This window comes from Mucilaginibacter rubeus (assembly GCF_003286415.2).
Lineage (GTDB): Bacteria > Bacteroidota > Bacteroidia > Sphingobacteriales > Sphingobacteriaceae > Mucilaginibacter > Mucilaginibacter rubeus_A.
Genome location: NZ_CP043450.1, coordinates 5,829,466 through 5,848,810, shown reverse-complemented (window position 1 = coordinate 5,848,810; position 19,345 = coordinate 5,829,466). Strand labels below are relative to the sequence as shown.

Here is a 19,345-nt window from a genome sequence, read left to right as displayed (position 1 = left end):
TAATAATTATTCTTCAAAATACTATTTTTATAAAAAGCTAAGAGCAGATTTATAAAATGGGGCATAAATTTTTCATAAGTCATTATAGAGGAGATAGTGCGATAGCGGAGTTGTTTTCTAATGCGTTAGGACGTATAACGCTCGGGCAAATCAACCCATGGTTTTCATCAGATGCAATAGGAGGTGGAGGTCTTCAACCTGGGGATATGTGGTTCAATCAAATTCTTTCAAAAATTACCCAGAGCAAAGCCGTAGTTTCTTTATTGACGCCAAATAGTATTAATCGCCCATGGATATACTTTGAAAGTGGTATTGGACAGGCCTTAGATAATTGTGAAATTATTGTAATCTGCATAGGCTTAAACAAGTCAGATATTTTGCCACCATTAGGTTTATACCAGTGTTATCAACTCAATGACTATCGTTCGGTCGTCGAGTTTTTTTCTAAATTATTAACTCTTTTTGAAATCAAGTTTGACGAAGAGATGTCGAAAGTTGTCATTGAAGGAATAGTAACTGAAATTTCTAAAATAACATTTGCACAGGAAAAAAAAACAAATGAAAATCAAGAAACAATACAGCAACTAATAGAAAATTTTAAAAGTCATATTGATAAAAGATTTCTTGAGGTCTTAGAAAAAAACCAATACTCGATAGTGGGTAACAACTTAAACATAAGTATTGAAGATTTTAAGCCTCAACCAGTACAAGAAGATATTGTTTATTCGGTACAATTCGATGTCGATTTTCCAGGCTTCAAGAATAAAAACTTATTTCTTGACATAAGAAGCAGCGATTCCTTTCAAACTTTGACCAATTCATTGTACTTTATGATTAGTGAACATGTAGGGCCTTTTAAATACTTAGAAAAATGGGTTATCGTGGACCAAAGAACAAATAGACATGTCATCATTCGCGAAATAGCGGATGAGATTCCTGCCACTTCAATATTTAAACCAAATTCTAAATGGACAATTATTAAGTTAAAAACTCCTTATTGCGCAACTGATAGCGGTAAAAGAATGTTTGGAGACTTATCGATTTAAAAAAAAAGACATTAGTAATCATTGTTTAATATGGTTTATTGAAAGCTTGAGTCATGATGGTTCGGAGTTTAGCGATAGCATAATATTTGTCAATAATCGTTTAATCTCTCTTTGATACATATCGACTAAAAACTGAACCAATTTGTATAACAGCTGTTTATGCTTTGTATATAAATTTGTTTAAACCGATATACCTATGAAAAGATTTGCCTGGCTGTTATGTTTCCTGTTGCCTGCTCTTGCCGTTTCGGCCCAACAAATTAAAGGGACTTACGCCATTAAAAATGAGCAAACCGGAATGCTGCTACGCGTTAAAGACGCGCAGTCGGCAAATGGTACTCCGCTGGTGGCTTATTACCCCGAAAACTGGAAATGCATGACCTGGGATTTTCAGCATGTAGAGGGCAATACGTATAAACTGAAGAACCTTTTCACCAACAAAACTTTTCAGCCCGTAGCAGAAGCCAATGCCGGAGTAGCTTTGGAAGAACAACCACTTAATGCAGATAATGCTACACAGCAATACGAGTTTGAGCCGATAGATAAAGATACCTTCCTGATCAAGCTGAAAGGTACCGACCTGTACCTTACCCCATCCGACAAAAAAGGCAGTGTAAATTCAAAGATTATCCTCGCTAAAAAAACTAATACAAAGGATCAGTACTGGGATATCTACCAGCAATCGCCTACCATGTAAAATAAAATTCCTGCTTATGAAATTAAGGACGGTTTGTGTTATTGCCCTGTTGTTTTGCGCCTTAGTGATAAGCGCTTTTATCAGTATAAAGAAAGCCGTTGGTCCCGATACAGCTGTCAGTTTTAAAATAGATACCCTGGTAACCAACGTTATTGTTCCATGGCAAATAACGTTTTTGCCTGATGGCACTATGTTATTTACCGAGCGTGCCGGTAGGGTTAGGATATACCGAAACAATAAACTTTTACCCAAACCGGCGCTAACGGTTAACGACATTACGCTTGATAAAAAGACCGGCTTACTGGGCATGTGCCTGCACCCTGCTTTTGCGCAAAACAAGTGGATTTACATTGCCAGTAATTATACCGAGGATAATCATATCAGGGTGCGTGTGGCCCGTTACGAATTCAGGAACGATTCGCTTATTAATCCATTTACTATTATTAAGAGCATCCCCGGTAACCAGAACCATACCGGCTGCAGGCTGGTATTTGGCCCGGATAAGAAACTTTACATCACTACGGGCGACGCCGACCAACCGGCCCTGGCACAGGACCTGAAAGCTTATAACGGCAAAATACTCCGGGTAAATGACGACGGCAGTATCCCTGCTGATAATCCATTTACTAAAAATGATACTGCACACAAGGAGATCTGGACCTATGGGCATCGAAACCCCCAGGGCCTGGCATTTGAACCCGGCACCGGCGTCTTGTTTAACTCGGAACATGGGCCAACCGGTGGCGATGAGATCAATATCATTAAACCCGGCCAAAACTATGGCTGGCCAGTGATCCATCACCAGGATACCCGGGAAGGGATGATCTCGCCTTTGCTGGAATATACACCGTCCATCGGCCCTTCGGAAGCTGGGTTTTATAACGGGAATGCTTTTCCGGAACTTAAGGGAAATTTATTGGTAGCATGTTTACGCGGCGAATCCATTTTGCGCATAAGGTTGAACAATGATAAACCCGTAACGCAGGAGGTGTTGCTGAAAAAACAGTATGGCCGGATCCGCTCGCTGGTTGTTGGGCCTGATGGTTATTTGTATATATCAACCTCGCACTATGACCCACCGGAAGGTAAAGGTGAACCGCCTTTTGACATGATCTTACGATTGAGGCCATCTAACGAAAAAGTTAAACAGCAGGTGCAAAGTATTGCCATCAATAAAAAGACTACGGTGAAAAAGCAAACGCCAGCGTTTATGTTTCAACAGTTGTGCGCCGCCTGCCATGGGGATCATTTGCAAGGTACCGAAAAAACCAAAAGCCTGCTTGGCCGCAATTTTGCCCACGGAGCCGATAAGGCATCGATAGTTAAAAATATAACTAATGGCATAACTGAAAAAGGAATGCCTGCCTGGCGTGGCGCAATCAGTGCTGCTGATATTAATAAAATTGCTGATTACGTTTGGGTAACATCTAAACGGAAGAAATAAAAAAGGATTTAATGCGGCTTTAAATTATTGATTTTAGTGTTTTAAATGTTTTTTATATTCGGTTTGTAGTTTCTTTAAACCGCGCTTAGTTAAAAAGTCCTGGTTTATGATGAAAAGATCAGGCATTTTCCTGCATCGGCAGCTAAGTAGTCGGTAATTGATAGGCCACTTCAAGTCATGTGTCAAAAAAATGATTGGTTTATCTTACCAGGGTAAATTTTGGAAGGATTTTTACTGACTGAGCCTCAATTAGGTACTTTTATAGTGTAGATAATAAGCTTTTGGTTTCTTATTCTTGCAGCCTTTAAAAGCATAAAGATATTATATGGATAACGTTTTGTTAAAAACGGCCCTGCATCTTCAGTGTTTATTAATCACCATAATTGAAAAACGACATGAGTAAAATTACAGTAAAAGACGGAACCGAAATTTTTTACAAGGATTGGGGAACCGGACAACCATTGGTTTTCCATCACGGCTGGCCTTTATCTGCCGATGATTGGGATGCCCAGATGTTTTTTTTCCTTGAGCAAGGCTATAGGGTTATAGCCCATGACCGCCGTGGTCATGGTCGCTCAAGCCAAACCGCAACCGGTAATGAAATGGACACTTATGCAGCTGATGTTGCTGAGCTTGTTGAAGCACTTGATTTGAAAGATGCTATCCATATCGGTCACTCTACTGGGGGCGGTGAGGTTATTCATTACGCTGCCAAATATGGTAAAGGCCGTATTGCTAAGGCTGTGCTGATCAGCGCGGTTCCACCGATTATGGTGCAAAACGAGAGCAACCCGGATGGCGTTCCGCTTGCTGTGTTTGACGATATTCGTGAAAACACCGCCACTAACAGGAACCAATTTTACCAGGATATCACCTTCCCGTTTTATGGCTACAACCGTGAAGGGGCTAAAGTATCAAAAGGTATCCAGGATAACTGGTGGCGCCAGGGCATGATGGGCGGCATAAAAGCTCATTATGACTGTGTTAAAGCATTTTCAGAAACAGATTTCAGGGAAGACCTTCAGAGTGTAGACATTCCGGTACTTGTTATGCACGGTGAGGACGACCAGATTGTTCCGTTTGCAAACTCGGCGCTGAAGTCAATCAAATTGCTGAAAAACGGCAAACTAATCTCTTACCCCGGTTTTCCGCATGGTATGCCTACAACTGAGGCTGCAACCATAAATAAGGATCTTTTGGCATTTATTAAAGAGTAATGCAAACTCAGGCACTTATTTAAAGTGCGGTAAATAAAAAGCGGTTGTCCCGAAAGAGACAACCGCTTTTTATTTGAGATTATTATACCGGAATTATACAACCGGTTCCATTTTTAATTGATCCTGTGTTTTGGTTTTTATTATCTCCAATATAAGGGTATCTTCTACAATATTGGTTTCATCATTATGCTCGTGAAAGTCGTCCATCTTTCGCACCCTGACCGAGTCGCCTGCGCCGCGGGTGATTTTTTCCAGGTACTCTTCTTCCGACCGGCAGTAATAATGATTTATCAGGATCTTATCCACACTCACATCTGAAAATGCGTCTACCACGGGCTTGAATTTTTCATTGACCGCGAATTTTTTATCCTTGTAATCAAAGTAATGAGGGTTATGGCAGCTATCGGCAAACTTTGGCTGTATAATACATTTGGTGTGCCGGTTTTTATAAAAGTTTGTTTCCGAGCGTAATATAAAGCTCTCCAGTTGCGGTTTGTTGGTCCGTTTTTTATGACCGCTTGAGCCAAAAACAGCCCAGTTAATATTAATGCCTCCATAATCTTTATAATCTTCAAGAAAATCGGGCAGGTGGTAAGGGTATATTTTAGGAACGATATACTCGTCTATATCTATAAATGCTATCCACTGAGCGTGCTCACCAAATCTTTTAACGCAATCGTTATAAGCATTCATTTGTTGAGCCTCGCCCTTTATTTTTCGAACGGTTGCATACTGTGCCAGGCCAAGCGCTTTCAAAGTAGTTTTAACAGGGACTTTACTTTCATTATCATACATGAAAAAATGTTCAACCCCTATCAATAAATGATATTTTATCCATTCTTCAAGATAAGCATTTTCATCCCTGATGATGGCGCAAATAGCCAGTTTGTAGTTCAGTTTGGGCTTTGAAAAATATTTTAACACGCGCATATGGTACAGGTTAGTTGGTGAATAAGGTTTGGTTAACCTTTTGCCTTGCGGCAAATTCTTTTATCAGACATTGTGCTTCATGGCAAATCGCCTGGCAAAATTTATTTTGGATAAGCCTTTACGCTCCTTCGCCAGCGAAAATAAATCATCATAATCGGCAAGCATTATCTGAAACAGTGGAAATGAATATTTATTACGTTTGGTTAATAAAGCCTGGTATAATTTTTCAATATAATCTTTGTCGGCGGGTTTCAGATGGTGGTATTCCCGGAAAACAGAAAGATGGGTGCACATCATTTCATAATGATAATTAGCTAACTGTCCCGGGCTTAAGGTAGCATTATTTGTTACAGCATTGGCATGAAGCCGGTAATGGGTCAGCACCTGGTCAACGTAGGTTATTTTTTTATAGTAAAAGGCAACAAACCCCATCCACCAATCATAAAAACCAATTTTTGGAAAGGGCAAGGCGTATTTTAACAACTCCCGTGAAAACAGCACAGTATGGCCGGTAACAAAATTATTTAGCAACAGGGCCTTAAAATTTCTGTGCGATAGAGAGAAATTATTAAGCAGGTAGCGATCTGTAAGGGAGCCATCGGCGCTCATATACCTTGAGTTTGAACAGATCAGCCAGGAATTCTTGATATGATCGGCCAATACCTGGATTTTATTGGGGAGCCAGATGTCATCCTGATCGCTGATAGAAATGTACTGCCCGGTAGTTAAAGCAATGGCTTTTTCGAAATTCTTATTGAAGCCCAGGTTTGCCTCATTTTTGAAACATTTAATCCGCGGATCACGCTCCTGGTAGCTTTTGACAATATCAAACGTGTTATCTGTCGAGCGGTCATCAACTATAATAATTTCTAAATTTTTATACGTTTGATTAACAATGCTTTCAAGCTGGTCACCAATGTATTTTTCGCCATTATATGTGCAAAGCGCAATTGATATGAGCGTGTTTTCCATCCAAATATGATAATTGACCGTCTGGTATTTTACTTAGCACGGTTAAGCTTAGCCTTTATTTCTTCAAAAGTTTTAATTACCCGCCTGAACAGCCTCGTATTAAATATCGCGTTTTTAATAGGCGAGCCCGAAAGGTAGAAACTTGCAATAGTAGTATTAACGTATCTGCCCCTTAAAAAATGCGTGTATTTGTTTTTTACTACTTTAAATGAGCGTTTGAAGGTTTCATCTACATTACCCAGGCTTTTGTGCAGCAATAAAAAATCAATCACGTAGCATGTATACCCCCTAAACTCGGCCCCCATACAAATATCAAGACCATAAAAATGAAATCCCCCAATGTCTGAAGACAATGAAAGATTAGCACTTTTTTTAATTACGATAAAATTTTCATCAACGCTACATACCTTTTGCGGCAAGTCGCCTTTAATGTCAATTTTTCCGTTGGGGTAGGCTATCTTAAAAACATTCCGTTTATACAACCTGTCAACTGCACCTGCATTCCCCAATACAGCCCATTTAGGGTCAAGCTTGGTCATTTCGGCAATACGCTGATCCAATAGCTGTTTGCTTTCTTTATTGATCAGCAATATATCCTGATGGCACACAATAATATACTCGCCTTGTGCATCTTGCAGGAACAGGTTTATGCCATCATATGCATCTGCCGTATTTCCTTCACTGTTATTGATCATCAGGTACTCGCAGATATCAGTATCAAAACCAGCCTCAATAAATGAACCAAGCATTTCAGCATATTCTTCGTGCCGGGTAACCAGTGTGCAAATAGTGTACCTGAACTTATAAGCTGATGGCCGGATGTTTTTTACAAAAGTAGACAGTATGGTTATAGCCATTGTTGATGGAAAAATATATCGCCTGGTTATTACTTAGGCAGCAATGTCCTGTTTTTGAAGCAGGAAACTATAAATACTGATTTAGTGGGACTGGCAGTTGTTTGTAACACAAATATATTGTTGAGTATAAATCAATATGCCTCAAAGATACAAAAACCATACAATAGTATATACAGCTGGCTTGTGATGTTGTCAGTTACTGTATCTGGTAACGCCTGTTTATCTGTTGGTTACGATGGATGGATGATTTGCTGGTAGAAATGCGGCATCAATATTGTGCCGGTATCCTTTACGGATATATCGTATAGGTTAACACTCAAATGTTAAAAATGTTAAAAAAGGAATGTGCTGTAATTATTCGTTAAAAGTTTACGTTAATACAATGTAATGAACAAAAGTTTACTACCTATGACAGATAACGCTCTTGTTTCTATTGTCCTTTGCACATACAACGGAGAACAGTACCTGCGTCAGCAGTTAGATACGTTGATTACACAAACCTATCAAAACATCGAAATTATTGCAGTTGATGACTGTTCATCAGACAATACCTATGATATTTTGCAGGAATATGCAGCATTATATCCCCGGTTTCATGTTTATAGAAATGCCCGTAATGTTGGCTTTGCAAAAAACTTTGAAATAGCTTTTGGGTATTCAAAAGGGAAACTGATAGCTTTTTGTGATCAGGACGATTTGTGGCACCCCGAAAAGATAGAATTGCAGGTGAAAGCAATAGGCGACAATCAGCTTATCTATCATGATTCGGAGTTTATTGATGAAAACGGACAGCGGTTTTCCTACTATAATTCGGATGTTGTTAATGAAGAGGGTAGCCATTACAATTATAAAATGTCTGATGTTTATAATTTCTACAAGGGGAATGATCCCGAAGTTTTCCTGTTAGAAAATTGCGTTTCTGGACACGCTATCATGGCACAGCGTGATTTACTAAACCATGCGTTACCTTTTAATAAAGATCTGTATCACGACTGGTGGTTAAGCTACGTTGCTTTAAACATCGGCACCATTGATTTTATTCCGAAGTGCCTGGTTAAGTATCGCCGCCATGCCGAAAGCAGTACCGTAAAAGAAAAAAAGGAGGAGACAAAAGGCCTGAAACTAAAACAGGACATTAAGTGGATTGCTCATTGCTTAAAATTTAAAGGAAACAAAAACCCTCAATTTGTAAAACAACTATATGACCTTTACAATGGTTACACCAGCCATTTTTTGTCGCTACGCCTGTGGTGGCTGCTAAAGAAGAATGCACATAAACTATACTACCTCACCAAGCGGAGCCAGGTATCACAACAACGCGATGTTAACCGCTTTATCTGGGGTGTAAAGGCGCGTGATTTTTGGTACAAGAACATCAAAAAGAAGCCCGAAAAAGTATTTAATATTTAAGTGTCATGTTTTTACAGTGCCCGGCTTGCTATTGAAATGTTTATTATTTTTGGATAATGCATCCGGAATTTGAAACATATCTTAGAGCGGGAAACATGGATGAAGAGGCTATCCGCCGGATCAGCGACCTGGCGGTGCAGCGCACATTACGCCGCAACGAGATTCTTTTTAGTGCGGGTGAAGTTTGCCGGCATAAGGTTTTTGTTGCAAGCGGATTTTTGTACACATTCAATATTTCTGCAGATGGGAACCAGCATATCCTCCAATTTTCGCCCGAAAACAGCTGGACACTGGATGTTGAAAGCTACGACAAGCAAATACCATCGGAAGTAAGTATCGCGGCTCTTGAACCAAGCACAATACTCTGTTGGCAGAAAAATGATTTTGAGATGTTACGGGCGGAGATTCCGCAATTGAAAAAATTTGCTGAAGATCTTATAGCCCGCAATACCCATTACAGCCGTAAACGTATACTGCTTTCATTAGGCGCTACTCCCGAAGAAAGATACGAGGATTTTGTACAAACATTTCCCGGCTATTTATCCCGGTTGCCCTTGCGCATGATTGCCGCTTATCTTGGCATCTCTATAAAAACACTTACCCGTATCAGGCACGCACAGCTTCAGCGCTAATTGTAATTATGGTCACATGACCACCTTTAGCAGGATTTTATTGGAGAGTTTTGTATCAAATAAAATCATTGAATATGCGTGTATTTGTAACCGGAGCCTCAGGGTTTGTAGGCTCAGCAATAGTAAAAGAACTTTTAGGAGCAGGTCACCAGGTACTTGGCCTTGTCCGTTCAGATAAGGGGGCCGAACAGGTAACAGCAGCAGGAGCTGAAGCATACCACGGCGATATAAACGACCTTGAATTTATTCAGAAAGGCGCTGCAGCTTGTGATGCCGTGATCCATACGGCTTTTAATCACGATTTTTCCAGGTTTAAAGATAATTGCGAAGATGACCGTAAAGTGATCGCTGCTTTGGGTGATGTTTTGACGGGTACAGATAAACCTTTAGTTGTTACATCAGGAGTAGGGCTTTTAAATTACGGTCGCCTGGTGACCGAAGATGATGTGCCTCCTGCTACATCAAATGTTAATCCGCGTGTAGCTACAGAAGAAGCTACTAAAGCCGTTGCCGAAAAAGGTGTTAAAGCTTATTTGGTACGCCTGCCACCAAGCGTGCATGGCGAAGGAGATCATGGTTTTGTGCCGATGATTATTAACATGACGAAAGAAAAAGGCGAATCGGCTTATATTGGCGATGGCAATAACTTTTGGCCGGCCGTTCATCGTTCAGATGCGGCGGTTTTATATCGATTGATAGTGGAGAAACAGCCCGGCCTTCGTGTGTTCCATGCGGTTGATGAACAGGGTGTTGCCTTCAGGGATATTGCCGAAGCTATTGGTAGTGGTTTGAATTTGCCTGTGCTCAGTAAATCGGGCGATGAGGCAGCTGCTCATTTTGGCTGGTTCCTGCATTTCGCATCTATGAACTGCCCTTCATCCAGCGAAAAAACTCGCGCAACTTTAGGTTGGCAACCCAAAGCAACCGGCTTGATCTTCGATATTAAAAATGCCGGTTATTTGAAATAAGGTACTATTCATATTCTGGTTAACAAAGCCATTTTGCTATTGCGGAGTGGCTTTGTTGCGTTTTAGCCAATTCATAACAACAACTGTCATTCTGAGGAACGTGTTTTTCGTCAGCAGGTAAGTTTCGGGTGAAATCGGGCAGAACAATGCTGGGCTGTGTGGTTGGAGGGCATAGCAAGTTTTTGCAGAAGAGATGGCAATGCGCGGGCGAAGCGGGGCAAAATAATTGCAGCCGTGGTTCTGCCCGATTTGCAGGGCAAAGGCCGGCCGGAGCCATGGGTGGGTTGAGCGAAAAGAAGCCTCCCTGCTGACTTGATTTTTTGGTTACTTTTTTATCAAGAAAAAAGTGACTGGCCCCGCGCGGCCAAGAGCGCGACAATGTAAGTTATAACTGCAAAGCCCCGTCATTTACGTATTAGACGTTTAACGCAGAAGGCAATAATGAATAAAATAAAATTTGTAATTATATAAGTACTTATATAAATTGCATCATGAATTTATATCAAAGTTTGGGCTACCTGGTTTTGGGCAGTCGCTTAAGGCGATTGAGTGAAGCTTTTTTAGCCGAGATTAACAAAGCTTACCAAAACGCGGGGATTGATTTTGATGCCAGCTGGTTTCCTGTATTTTACCTGTTATCAAAAAATGATGCTTTATCCATCAAAGAATTAAGCGAACAGATAGAGGTGTCGCATCCGGCTGCAAGCCAGCTCATCACCAATTTAAAAAAACGTAACCTGGTTACCAGCGATACCTGTAGCGATGACGGTCGCCGCCAGTTAGTAACGCTTACAGAGAGCGGTCGTGAATTATTAGCGCAGATTATGCCTGTTTGGGATGCCATCGGCGATGCCATGACGCAACTGGTTGAAAGCGATGAAACCGCCCAACAGTTACTGCCTGCTGTAACCGCGCTTGAAAAAACTTTCCGCCAAACTAAACTGGCCGATAATATCGTTGAAAAACTAAATACCAATTTAAAACCCGCCGGCAATGACTAATACATTTAATTACGGCACCGATCATTTAACTATTGGCACATGTCTTGATATCGCATCAGGCAAAACCAAAGGAGTTATTAATAATGAGGCCGCTGAGATGATCAAAAACTCCTGGCGCGAGGTGGAAAAGATAGTACACAGCCATCACCCGGTTTACGGGATCAATACAGGTTTCGGCCCGCTGTGTGATACCCGGATCTCGGAGGAAGACACCAGTTTGCTGCAAAGCAATATCCTTAAAAGCCACAGCGTAGGCGTGGGGAAACCTATCCCACAGGAAATTGCCAAACTGATGATGATCACCAAAGTGCACGCGCTGGCACAGGGTTATTCGGGTATTGCGTTAAGTACGCTTGAACGCATCATCTGGCATATCGATAATGATATTATTCCCGTAGTTCCTGAAAAGGGTTCGGTAGGTGCATCGGGTGATCTTGCTCCGTTGTCGCATCTGTTTTTACCGCTGATTGGCTTGGGTTATGTATTTGAGAATGGCGAAAAGGCAACTGCCGGACAGATATTAAATAAACATGGTTTAAAACCATTGTCCCTTGGCCCTAAAGAGGGATTGGCTTTAATCAACGGAACACAATTCATCCTTTCATTCGCTATAAAAGCGGTACAACGGTTGGACGATGCTTTGAACCGTGCCGATTTGATTGGCGCCATGTCGTTAGAAGGATTGATGGGCTCTATCCGTCCTTTTGATGAGCGGCTGCACCAGATCCGCCCGTTTAAAGGCACGCGTATGGTAGCGCACCGTTTGTTTACATTACTGGACGGCTCGGAAATTAATTCATCGCATATCAATTGTGATAGGGTGCAGGATCCTTACTCGCTCCGCTGTATGCCGCAGGTACATGGCGCATCGCGCAACGCCTGGCTGCATTTAAAGGAGCTTACCGAAATCGAGCTTAATTCGGTTACTGATAACCCGGTTATTTTTAATGCCGATGATACCATCAGCGGCGGTAATTTTCACGGGCAGCCTCTGGCCTTACCGCTCGATTATGCCACCACCGCCGCCGCCGAAATTGGGAACATTGCCGACAGGCGCTGCTACCTCATGAGCGAAGGGCGGTATGGCCTGCCGAAGCTGCTTACACATGATGCCGGACTTAATTCGGGTTTGATGATCCCGCAGTATACTACAGCTGCCCTCGTAACCGAAAATAAAACCCTGTGTTTCCCGGCCAGTGCTGATAGTGTGCCTACTTCGTTGGGGCAGGAAGACCATGTATCCATGGGATCTATCAGCGGGCGTAAACTACACCAGGTAATTGATAATATCGAGCATATACAGGCCATCGAACTGCTTTACGCGGCACAGGCCATGGATTTCCGTCGACCGTTAAAGTCAACTCCGGTTATCGAAGCCTGCCATAACCTGGTAAGGCAGCATGTTGAATTTATACAGGACGACCGTGTTTTTGCTGATGATATCAACAGCCTATATCAACTAATCACCGATGGCTTGTTGCTGAAAACAGCTAATGATGCCGCTATTGCTCACCAAATAGATTTAAGTCATGACGAGTTCGGAATTTATTAATACCTACGCTAAACACCCGGTGTACAAAGCGCCGCATGGCATGCAGCTTCATGCCAAAAGTTGGCAAACCGAAGCCCCGCTCCGGATGCTGCTGAACAACCTTGACGGTCAGGTTGCCGAAAACCCCGACGAACTGGTGGTTTACGGAGGCATAGGCCAGGCAGCCCGCAACCCGGAAGCGCTGCGCAAAATAATTGAACTGTTGCTGGAACTGGACGAGTATCATTCGCTACTGATCCAGTCGGGCAAACCCGTTGGTATTATCCGTAGCCACCCGGAAGCACCGCGGGTTTTAATAGCCAACAGCAATTTGGTACCCGCCTGGGCAAATTGGGAACATTTTAATGAGCTTCGCGAAAAAGGCCTGATGATGTACGGACAAATGACGGCAGGCAGCTGGATCTATATAGGTACTCAGGGTATTTTGCAAGGTACCTATGAAACTTTTGTAGAGTGCGGTAACCAGCATTTTAATGGCGATTTGGCTGGTAAGCTCATTGTAAGCGCCGGTTTGGGCGGTATGGGTGGAGCTCAGCCATTAGCCGCAACCATGGCCGGTGCCGTGTTTTTAGGTGCCGATGTGGATGCATCAAGGATTCAAAAAAGGGTTGATACCAAATATATCGACCGGATGACGGAATCGTATGATGAAGCCATTGTCTGGATAAAAGAAGCTATCGTTAAAAAAGAAGCGCTTTCTGTTGGCCTGGTGATTGATGCAGGTGATCTGCTCGAAAAGCTGTTGAAAGATAATCTCATCCCCGATATACTTACCGATCAAACTTCGGCACATGATCCTCTGAATGGTTATGTACCTAATGATCTGTCATTAAATGAAGCGGTTGCTTTGAGAAAAGATGACGCGGTGGAGTATAAACGGCGTTCGCTGAAAAGTATGGCCAGGCATGTGAGTTTGATGTTGGAGCTGCAAAAACGGGGCGCCGTAACTTTTGATTATGGTAACAACCTGCGCGAGTTTGCCCGACAGGGTGGCGAAGCCGATGCTTTTAACTTCTCGGGTTTTACACCGGCTTATATTCGTCCGCTGTTTTGTGAGGGTAAAGGCCCGTTCAGGTGGGTAGCCTTATCCGGCGATCCGGAAGATATTTATACAACTGATCAGGCGTTGATGGAAGCTTTTCCGGAGAATAAACCATTAATTACCTGGCTTAAAAAGGCGCGTGAAAAGATAGCGTTCCAGGGGCTTCCTGCCCGCATTTGCTGGCTGGGCATGGGCGAGCGTGAAAAAGCCGGACTGATATTTAATGAACTGGTACGCACAGGTAAAGTAAAAGGTCCGATAGTAATCGGTCGCGATCATTTGGATTGCGGTTCGGTAGCTTCACCTAACCGTGAAACCGAGGCAATGCTTGATGGCTCAGACGCGGTTTCCGATTGGCCCTTGCTTAACCTGATGGCCAATGCCTCTGGCGGTGCAACCTGGATCTCGTTCCATCATGGTGGTGGCGTAGGTATGGGCTATTCGCAACACGCCGGTATGGTAGTACTGGCCGATGGCACCGACCGTGCGGCAACTTGTTTGAAGCGGGTGCTACATAACGATCCGGCCATGGGTATTTTCAGACATACTGATGCAGGGTACGATAAAGCTGCCGAATGGAGGGATAAGTTTGGGTTAAAGGTTTGGTAAAACGTAAAATATAAAACCGTCATTGCTTCGTGCTTCGCAATGACGCTTCGAGAAGGGAACTCATGAAGAAACTAATTGGTCCGTTTACACAAATATTACCTTTAACGGGGTTGCCTCTTAAGGGTGCGCTGAATGATGAGCAGTTGCAGATCGTTGCCAATGGCGGTATCCTGATCGAAGATGGCGTTATCATTGCTGTTGATGATTTTGAAAAGCTCCGCAGAAATTATCCATCGGCACAAATTGAGGAAATTACCGGCGATCATGTATTACTGCCTGGCTTTGTCGACTGCCATACGCATATCTGTTTTGCAGGGAGCAGAGCTAAGGATTATGCCATGCGTAACTCAGGAAAAAGCTATCTGGAAATTGCGGCATCCGGTGGCGGCATTTGGGATTCCGTTACACAAACCCGTGCGGCTACCGAAGCAGAGCTAACTCACTTGTTAGTACAACGTATCAACAGGCATTTATCAGAAGGTGTAACCACCATTGAAATTAAAAGCGGTTATGGCTTGTCGGTAGCGGAAGAGCTAAAACAGCTTAAAGCCATTCATCAGGCGGCCAATAAAACACATGCTCATATTGTACCCACCTGCCTTGCGGCACATATCAAGCCGAAAGATTTTGATGGAAATGAAAGCGAATATATTAAGCATTTGTTGAATGATCTGCTGCCGAAGATAAAACAGCATGATCTGGCCAGCCGGGTGGATATTTTTATTGAACAAAAAGCTTTTAATACCAGCGACGCGTTATTTTATCTGAGCCGAGCCAAGCAAATGGGTTTTGAAGCCACGGTTCATGCCGATCAGTTTTCGACCGGTGGCAGTGAAGTTGCCGTTAAAGCAGGGGCGGCGTCGGCTGATCATTTGGAGGCCAGCAGCGATTATGAGATAAAATTATTGGCCAATTCAGATACCGTTGCTGTAACTTTACCCGGTGCTTCGTTGGGTTTGGGCATGGGTTATGCACCCGCCCGAAAGTTACTTGATGCCGGGGCTTGCCTCGCTATCGCCAGTGATTGGAACCCTGGTTCTGCGCCAATGGGCGATTTGCTGATGGAAGCCTCCGTAATGGCAGCAACCGAAAAACTAAGCACTGCAGAAGTTTTTGCAGGCTTAACCTATCGGGCAGCACAGGCATTGAAGCTGAATGATCGTGGTATATTAACAAAGGGCAAGCTTGCAGATATGCAGGCCTATCCATGTAACGACTACCGCGAAATACTATATCACCAGGGAAAACTTAAACCGGCCCATGTTTGGACGGGCGACCGTTGATTCGATCAGTTTTATGATTCCGCTGATTATTTATAAATAAAAACTAACCTCTGATCTCTAACCTCCAATCTCTCCAATGAAACTAATAGAATGCGTACCCAATTTTAGCGAAGGTGTAAACCTTGATATCATTAAGCAGATCACCAAGGCCGTGGAAACGGTTGACGGCGTAAGGCTACTGAATGTTGACCCCGGTAAGGCGACTAATCGCACTGTGGTAACTTTTGTTGGCGAACCTGAAAAGGTAATTGAAGCAGCATTCCGGGCTATAAAGAAGGCCGGTGAACTCATTGACATGAGCAAACAAAAAGGTGAACACCCGAGAATGGGCGCAACCGATGTTTGTCCGCTGATACCGATCAGTAATATCACCATGGAAGAGACTGCCGAATATGCAAAGCAGCTGGCGAAACGGGTAGGAGAGGAATTGCAGATCCCGGTTTATTTGTACGAGGCGGCACAGCCAAACAAAAGCAGGAGTAATCTTTCGGTAATCAGGGCGGGTGAGTATGAAGGCTTTTTCAAGAAGATAAAACAACCGGAATGGGCTCCCGATTTTGGTCCGGCTGAGAACGATGTTAAACGTGGTGCAACCGTGATTGGTGCAAGAGATTTTTTGGTGGCTTACAATGTTAACCTGAATACCACATCTGTACGCAGGGCAAATTCCATTGCTTTTGATGTGCGCGAGGCTGGTCGCACCATGCGTGAAGGTGACCCGATAAACGGTAAAATAATATACGACGAAAATGGCAAGGCTAAGACAATTTCCGGTTCGTTAAAAGCAGTAAAAGCTATTGGCTGGTACATTGAAGAATACGGTGTTGCCCAGATCTCCATGAACCTTACCAATATCAATATCACCCCTGTTCATAAGGCATTTGATGAAGTATGTGATAAAGCCGCAGCACGGGGTATCCGGGTAACGGGCAGCGAGCTGGTAGGGCTAATCCCGCTAAAAGCGATGCTTGATGCTGGCAGGTACTTTTTAGAGAAACAGCAGCGCTCGGTAGGCGTAAGTGAAAAGGAGCTGATCAAAATAGCCATTAAATCGATGGGGTTGGATGAGCTTTCGCCGTTTAGATCCGAAGAGCGTATTATTGAATACTTGTTAAAAGATGAAGCCGATAGTAAGCTTATTAATATGAGCCTTACCGATCTGGCCGATGAAACAGCCAGTGAAAGCCCGGCACCAGGAGGTGGTTCAATTTCAGCAGCAGTTGGTGCCTTGGGTGCTTCACTGGCTACCATGGTGGCTAACCTGAGCTCACATAAAAAAGGCTGGGACAACCGCTGGCAGGAATTTAGCGACTGGGCGCAGAAAGGGCAGCAGTTTAAAAATGATCTCCTGGCATTGGTAGATCAGGACACTACTGCCTTTAACCAAATTATGCAGGCTTTCAGTCTGCCAAAATCAAACGACGAAGAAAAAGCAACCCGCGATAAGGCCATCCAGGATGCTACTCGTTATGCCATCGAAATCCCTTTCAAAGTGATGGAGACTGCCCTGAATAGTATGGAAGTGATCAAAGCGATGGTGTTAACCGGTAATCCAAATTCGATAACTGATGCGGGTGTAGCAGCACTTTGCGCCCGCACGGCGGTATTGGGTGCTTTTATGAACGTAAAGATCAATGCTTCCGGGTATAAGGATAAAGATTATGTGATCGATATTATTTACCGTGGCAACGAAATTGAGCGGAAGACTATTGCGCTGGAAGCGGAGATTATTGAGTTGGTGAATGGGAAGATAGGGGTGGAATAAATACTTCTGTTTAGATTTACGAAGTTTTTAAAACTTCGTAAATCTTATTCCGTTAATTGGTATTCTTTGATTAAGGCTGATGCAGGGATCCGGAGCAATGCACTGAATTTCCGGATCATCGTAAGTGAAAGGGCTTGCTTATAATTTAGAACCTTGCTTACTGTACCCTTATCCCCATATTGCTTAGCGAGATCGGCAGATTTATAGCCAAAATCTTCCATCCTGATTTTGATCAACTCTATCGGATCAACATCAGGCAGGGTGCTGTTTGCATTTTCATACTCTGAAATAAGGTGTACTAATAATAGCTTTTCCTTGTGATCTTCAGAATCCCTGACAGCACGTTTAACCTGTTCGTAACGAGCAAGAGCTTTATGATACTCTTGCTCCGTTTCCAGTAAAAACCACTGTGGCTTTGTCATATTCTATTTGATTTAAATAACTCAATTTGTAATCAGATAGTCTCAGCATTAATTTCATCGTATTGGGCATGAGTGCCTATAAACCTGACTTCTACTATTTCGTCTTCATAATCTACTTCGACAATCAGGCGATACCTATTTCCCACGATTTTAAATCGCGCCCTATCTCCCTTAATAATTTTCGCAGTAGGGAAATCGTTTAGTACATCAATACTTTTTTTCCATTTGGTATCAAGCACTATTGTTTTCCAGACTTTTAAACTTTTGGCCGAATCATTATGCTTTTTTGCAAATTGATCGAGTTTTGTTAGATAGATAATTTTCATCTGTTGAAATTTCTACAGTTGTTTTTAAAGTACTTTCCATATACAAATCTTTGAAGTAAAAAAATGATTAGATTCTCCATAAAGAGCCATTACCTTGAGAGCTCTTTATTTTATTATATAACAAAGATATTGAAAAAGTTGTTAAGTTGCCAACTTTTTCAATGAGTTTAAACGTAATGAAAATCTTGACTGAATTGAAAATCGCTGCAGCACGTGAGAAGGGGCTTACTCCCTCTTATAATCCTTATGCACAATCAAAAAGCTGGCGCGTTCTTCTTTATGAAAAGGGATGTTCCAGTTGCCCTGGTAGGTGATTTTGGTTGGTAGTGGCTCGCCGTCAAAATTGTTGAGCTCGATGTTCATCTGTACATTAAAATCGAAGAACATATTGCTGAATTTCATATCAATATAACGGCCCAGGATCTGGAAAGTGCGCTCATCAAAAATGGTGGTCATTTCCTTGATCATGGTATCGCTATCGGATGTGCTGGGTTTGCATCTTACCTTAAAGCGATAAACCGGAATAGTATCAAGGTATTTACCGCGGGCAAACTCATAGTAATAATACTGGCGCATATCACTGCCAAATATTTCTGTTTTGCTGCTGATGAATGGAATCCCCGACACTTTACGCCCCGGAGTAAAGATCAGCGTTTTAAGCTTGCTTTTGTACGATTCATTTTTGCCTCCGGAGCCAGGTAGGGCATCACCCTTGGTAAAATCGGAGTTGTAGGCGTTCATGAAAATAAAATCGAACATTTCTACCGTGTACAACTGGTACTTGCCGTTCTTTTTGTAAACATCGCCACTGTCTTTCTTGGCTACGTATTCAATTTTATGTTTACCGGCGGCGTCACTATGCAGTATTTTACGATAGATTCGTCCGTTTACCTTGTTTTTATTGTCATACGTAAAAATGCGGTTTTCGGCAGTAAAGCCGAACTTTTTCATGTTTTGGAATGCCTGGTAAAAGCCGGTATCTGCTAATACGGCATCAATAAAATCCTGGGCGTTGAGTTTATGAGAACGAATATCAACCAACGAATCAATAACGATAGTGCGAATTGTATCCGGGTTAAAGCGATTGATCTGCTGTGCTTTTACAAACAAGCTTGCAGTAGTAAGGATAAGGATCAGGAAGATTTTTTTCATAGTAAAATTAGGTAAAAGGT

At 42.6% G+C, this 19,345-nt stretch carries 18 protein-coding genes; 12 read left to right on the top strand and 6 right to left on the bottom strand.

The window, feature by feature from the left end:
- Window positions 1-56 precede the first annotated feature (56 nt).
- The 4 genes from DEO27_RS23355 (at window position 57) to DEO27_RS23340 (ending at window position 4,404) form a co-directional block, all read left to right on the top strand.
- Complete coding sequence (locus tag DEO27_RS23355; protein ID WP_112575737.1) at window positions 57-1,046, top strand: toll/interleukin-1 receptor domain-containing protein; 990 nt, start codon at window positions 57-59, stop codon at window positions 1,044-1,046.
- 196 nt (window positions 1,047-1,242) lie between these two features.
- Window positions 1,243-1,743: an RICIN domain-containing protein gene (locus DEO27_RS23350; protein WP_112575738.1), complete on the top strand. Its 501-nt coding sequence runs from the start codon at window positions 1,243-1,245 to the stop codon at window positions 1,741-1,743.
- A gap of 16 nt (window positions 1,744-1,759) precedes the next feature.
- Window positions 1,760-3,187, top strand: a complete 1,428-nt coding sequence (locus DEO27_RS23345; RefSeq protein WP_112575739.1) for a PQQ-dependent sugar dehydrogenase — start codon at window positions 1,760-1,762, stop codon at window positions 3,185-3,187.
- A gap of 395 nt (window positions 3,188-3,582) precedes the next feature.
- The gene (locus DEO27_RS23340) at window positions 3,583-4,404 is read left to right on the top strand and encodes an alpha/beta fold hydrolase (protein WP_112575740.1); all 822 of its coding nucleotides are present in this window, start codon (window positions 3,583-3,585) and stop codon (window positions 4,402-4,404) included.
- Between the two features lie 93 nt (window positions 4,405-4,497).
- On the opposite strand, the gene DEO27_RS23335 is transcribed toward DEO27_RS23340, so the two are convergent.
- The 3 genes from DEO27_RS23335 to DEO27_RS23325 form a co-directional block, all read right to left on the bottom strand.
- Window positions 4,498-5,334, bottom strand: a complete 837-nt coding sequence (locus tag DEO27_RS23335; RefSeq protein ID WP_146750147.1) for a glycosyltransferase family 92 protein — start codon at window positions 5,332-5,334, stop codon at window positions 4,498-4,500.
- A gap of 63 nt (window positions 5,335-5,397) precedes the next feature.
- Complete coding sequence (locus DEO27_RS23330; RefSeq protein ID WP_112575742.1) at window positions 5,398-6,306, bottom strand: glycosyltransferase family 2 protein; 909 nt, start codon at window positions 6,304-6,306, stop codon at window positions 5,398-5,400.
- A gap of 29 nt (window positions 6,307-6,335) precedes the next feature.
- Complete coding sequence (locus DEO27_RS23325; RefSeq protein WP_112575743.1) at window positions 6,336-7,163, bottom strand: acyl esterase; 828 nt, start codon at window positions 7,161-7,163, stop codon at window positions 6,336-6,338.
- Between the two features lie 408 nt (window positions 7,164-7,571).
- On the opposite strand from DEO27_RS23325, the gene DEO27_RS23320 reads away from it, so the two are divergent.
- From DEO27_RS23320 to ftcD, 8 genes are all read left to right on the top strand, one after another.
- A complete protein-coding gene (locus tag DEO27_RS23320; protein ID WP_112575744.1) occupies window positions 7,572-8,573 on the top strand; it encodes a glycosyltransferase in 1,002 nt (333 codons plus the stop codon).
- Window positions 8,574-8,629: 56 nt separating this feature from the next.
- Window positions 8,630-9,205 (top strand): Crp/Fnr family transcriptional regulator, encoded by a 576-nt coding sequence (locus tag DEO27_RS23315; protein WP_112575745.1) that lies wholly within the window; start codon window positions 8,630-8,632, stop codon window positions 9,203-9,205.
- Window positions 9,206-9,279: 74 nt separating this feature from the next.
- The gene (locus DEO27_RS23310; protein ID WP_112575746.1) at window positions 9,280-10,173 is read left to right on the top strand and encodes an SDR family oxidoreductase; all 894 of its coding nucleotides are present in this window, start codon (window positions 9,280-9,282) and stop codon (window positions 10,171-10,173) included.
- A gap of 491 nt (window positions 10,174-10,664) precedes the next feature.
- A complete protein-coding gene (locus DEO27_RS23305; RefSeq protein WP_112575747.1) occupies window positions 10,665-11,174 on the top strand; it encodes a MarR family winged helix-turn-helix transcriptional regulator in 510 nt (169 codons plus the stop codon).
- Window positions 11,167-12,726, top strand: a complete 1,560-nt coding sequence (hutH, locus tag DEO27_RS23300) for a histidine ammonia-lyase (protein WP_112575748.1) — start codon at window positions 11,167-11,169, stop codon at window positions 12,724-12,726. Before DEO27_RS23305 ends, hutH begins: the two co-directional genes overlap by 8 nt.
- Complete coding sequence (hutU, locus tag DEO27_RS23295; RefSeq protein WP_112575749.1) at window positions 12,704-14,377, top strand: urocanate hydratase; 1,674 nt, start codon at window positions 12,704-12,706, stop codon at window positions 14,375-14,377. The genes hutH and hutU overlap by 23 nt, the downstream gene beginning before the upstream one ends.
- Before the next feature lie 62 nt (window positions 14,378-14,439).
- Window positions 14,440-15,660, top strand: a complete 1,221-nt coding sequence (hutI, locus tag DEO27_RS23290) for an imidazolonepropionase (protein ID WP_112575750.1) — start codon at window positions 14,440-14,442, stop codon at window positions 15,658-15,660.
- Between the two features lie 76 nt (window positions 15,661-15,736).
- A complete protein-coding gene (ftcD, locus tag DEO27_RS23285) occupies window positions 15,737-17,425 on the top strand; it encodes a glutamate formimidoyltransferase (RefSeq protein ID WP_112575751.1) in 1,689 nt (562 codons plus the stop codon).
- A gap of 44 nt (window positions 17,426-17,469) precedes the next feature.
- Here the strand turns inward: ftcD and DEO27_RS23280 are convergent, their stop codons facing one another.
- From DEO27_RS23280 to DEO27_RS23270, 3 genes are all read right to left on the bottom strand, one after another.
- Window positions 17,470-17,847 (bottom strand): type II toxin-antitoxin system HigA family antitoxin, encoded by a 378-nt coding sequence (locus DEO27_RS23280; protein WP_112575752.1) that lies wholly within the window; start codon window positions 17,845-17,847, stop codon window positions 17,470-17,472.
- Between the two features lie 32 nt (window positions 17,848-17,879).
- Window positions 17,880-18,173: a type II toxin-antitoxin system HigB family toxin gene (locus DEO27_RS23275; protein WP_112575753.1), complete on the bottom strand. Its 294-nt coding sequence runs from the start codon at window positions 18,171-18,173 to the stop codon at window positions 17,880-17,882.
- 225 nt (window positions 18,174-18,398) lie between these two features.
- Entirely contained in the window at window positions 18,399-19,325 is a 927-nt protein-coding gene (locus tag DEO27_RS23270; RefSeq protein WP_112575754.1) for a hypothetical protein, read from the bottom strand.
- Between the last annotated feature and the right edge of the window lie 20 nt (window positions 19,326-19,345).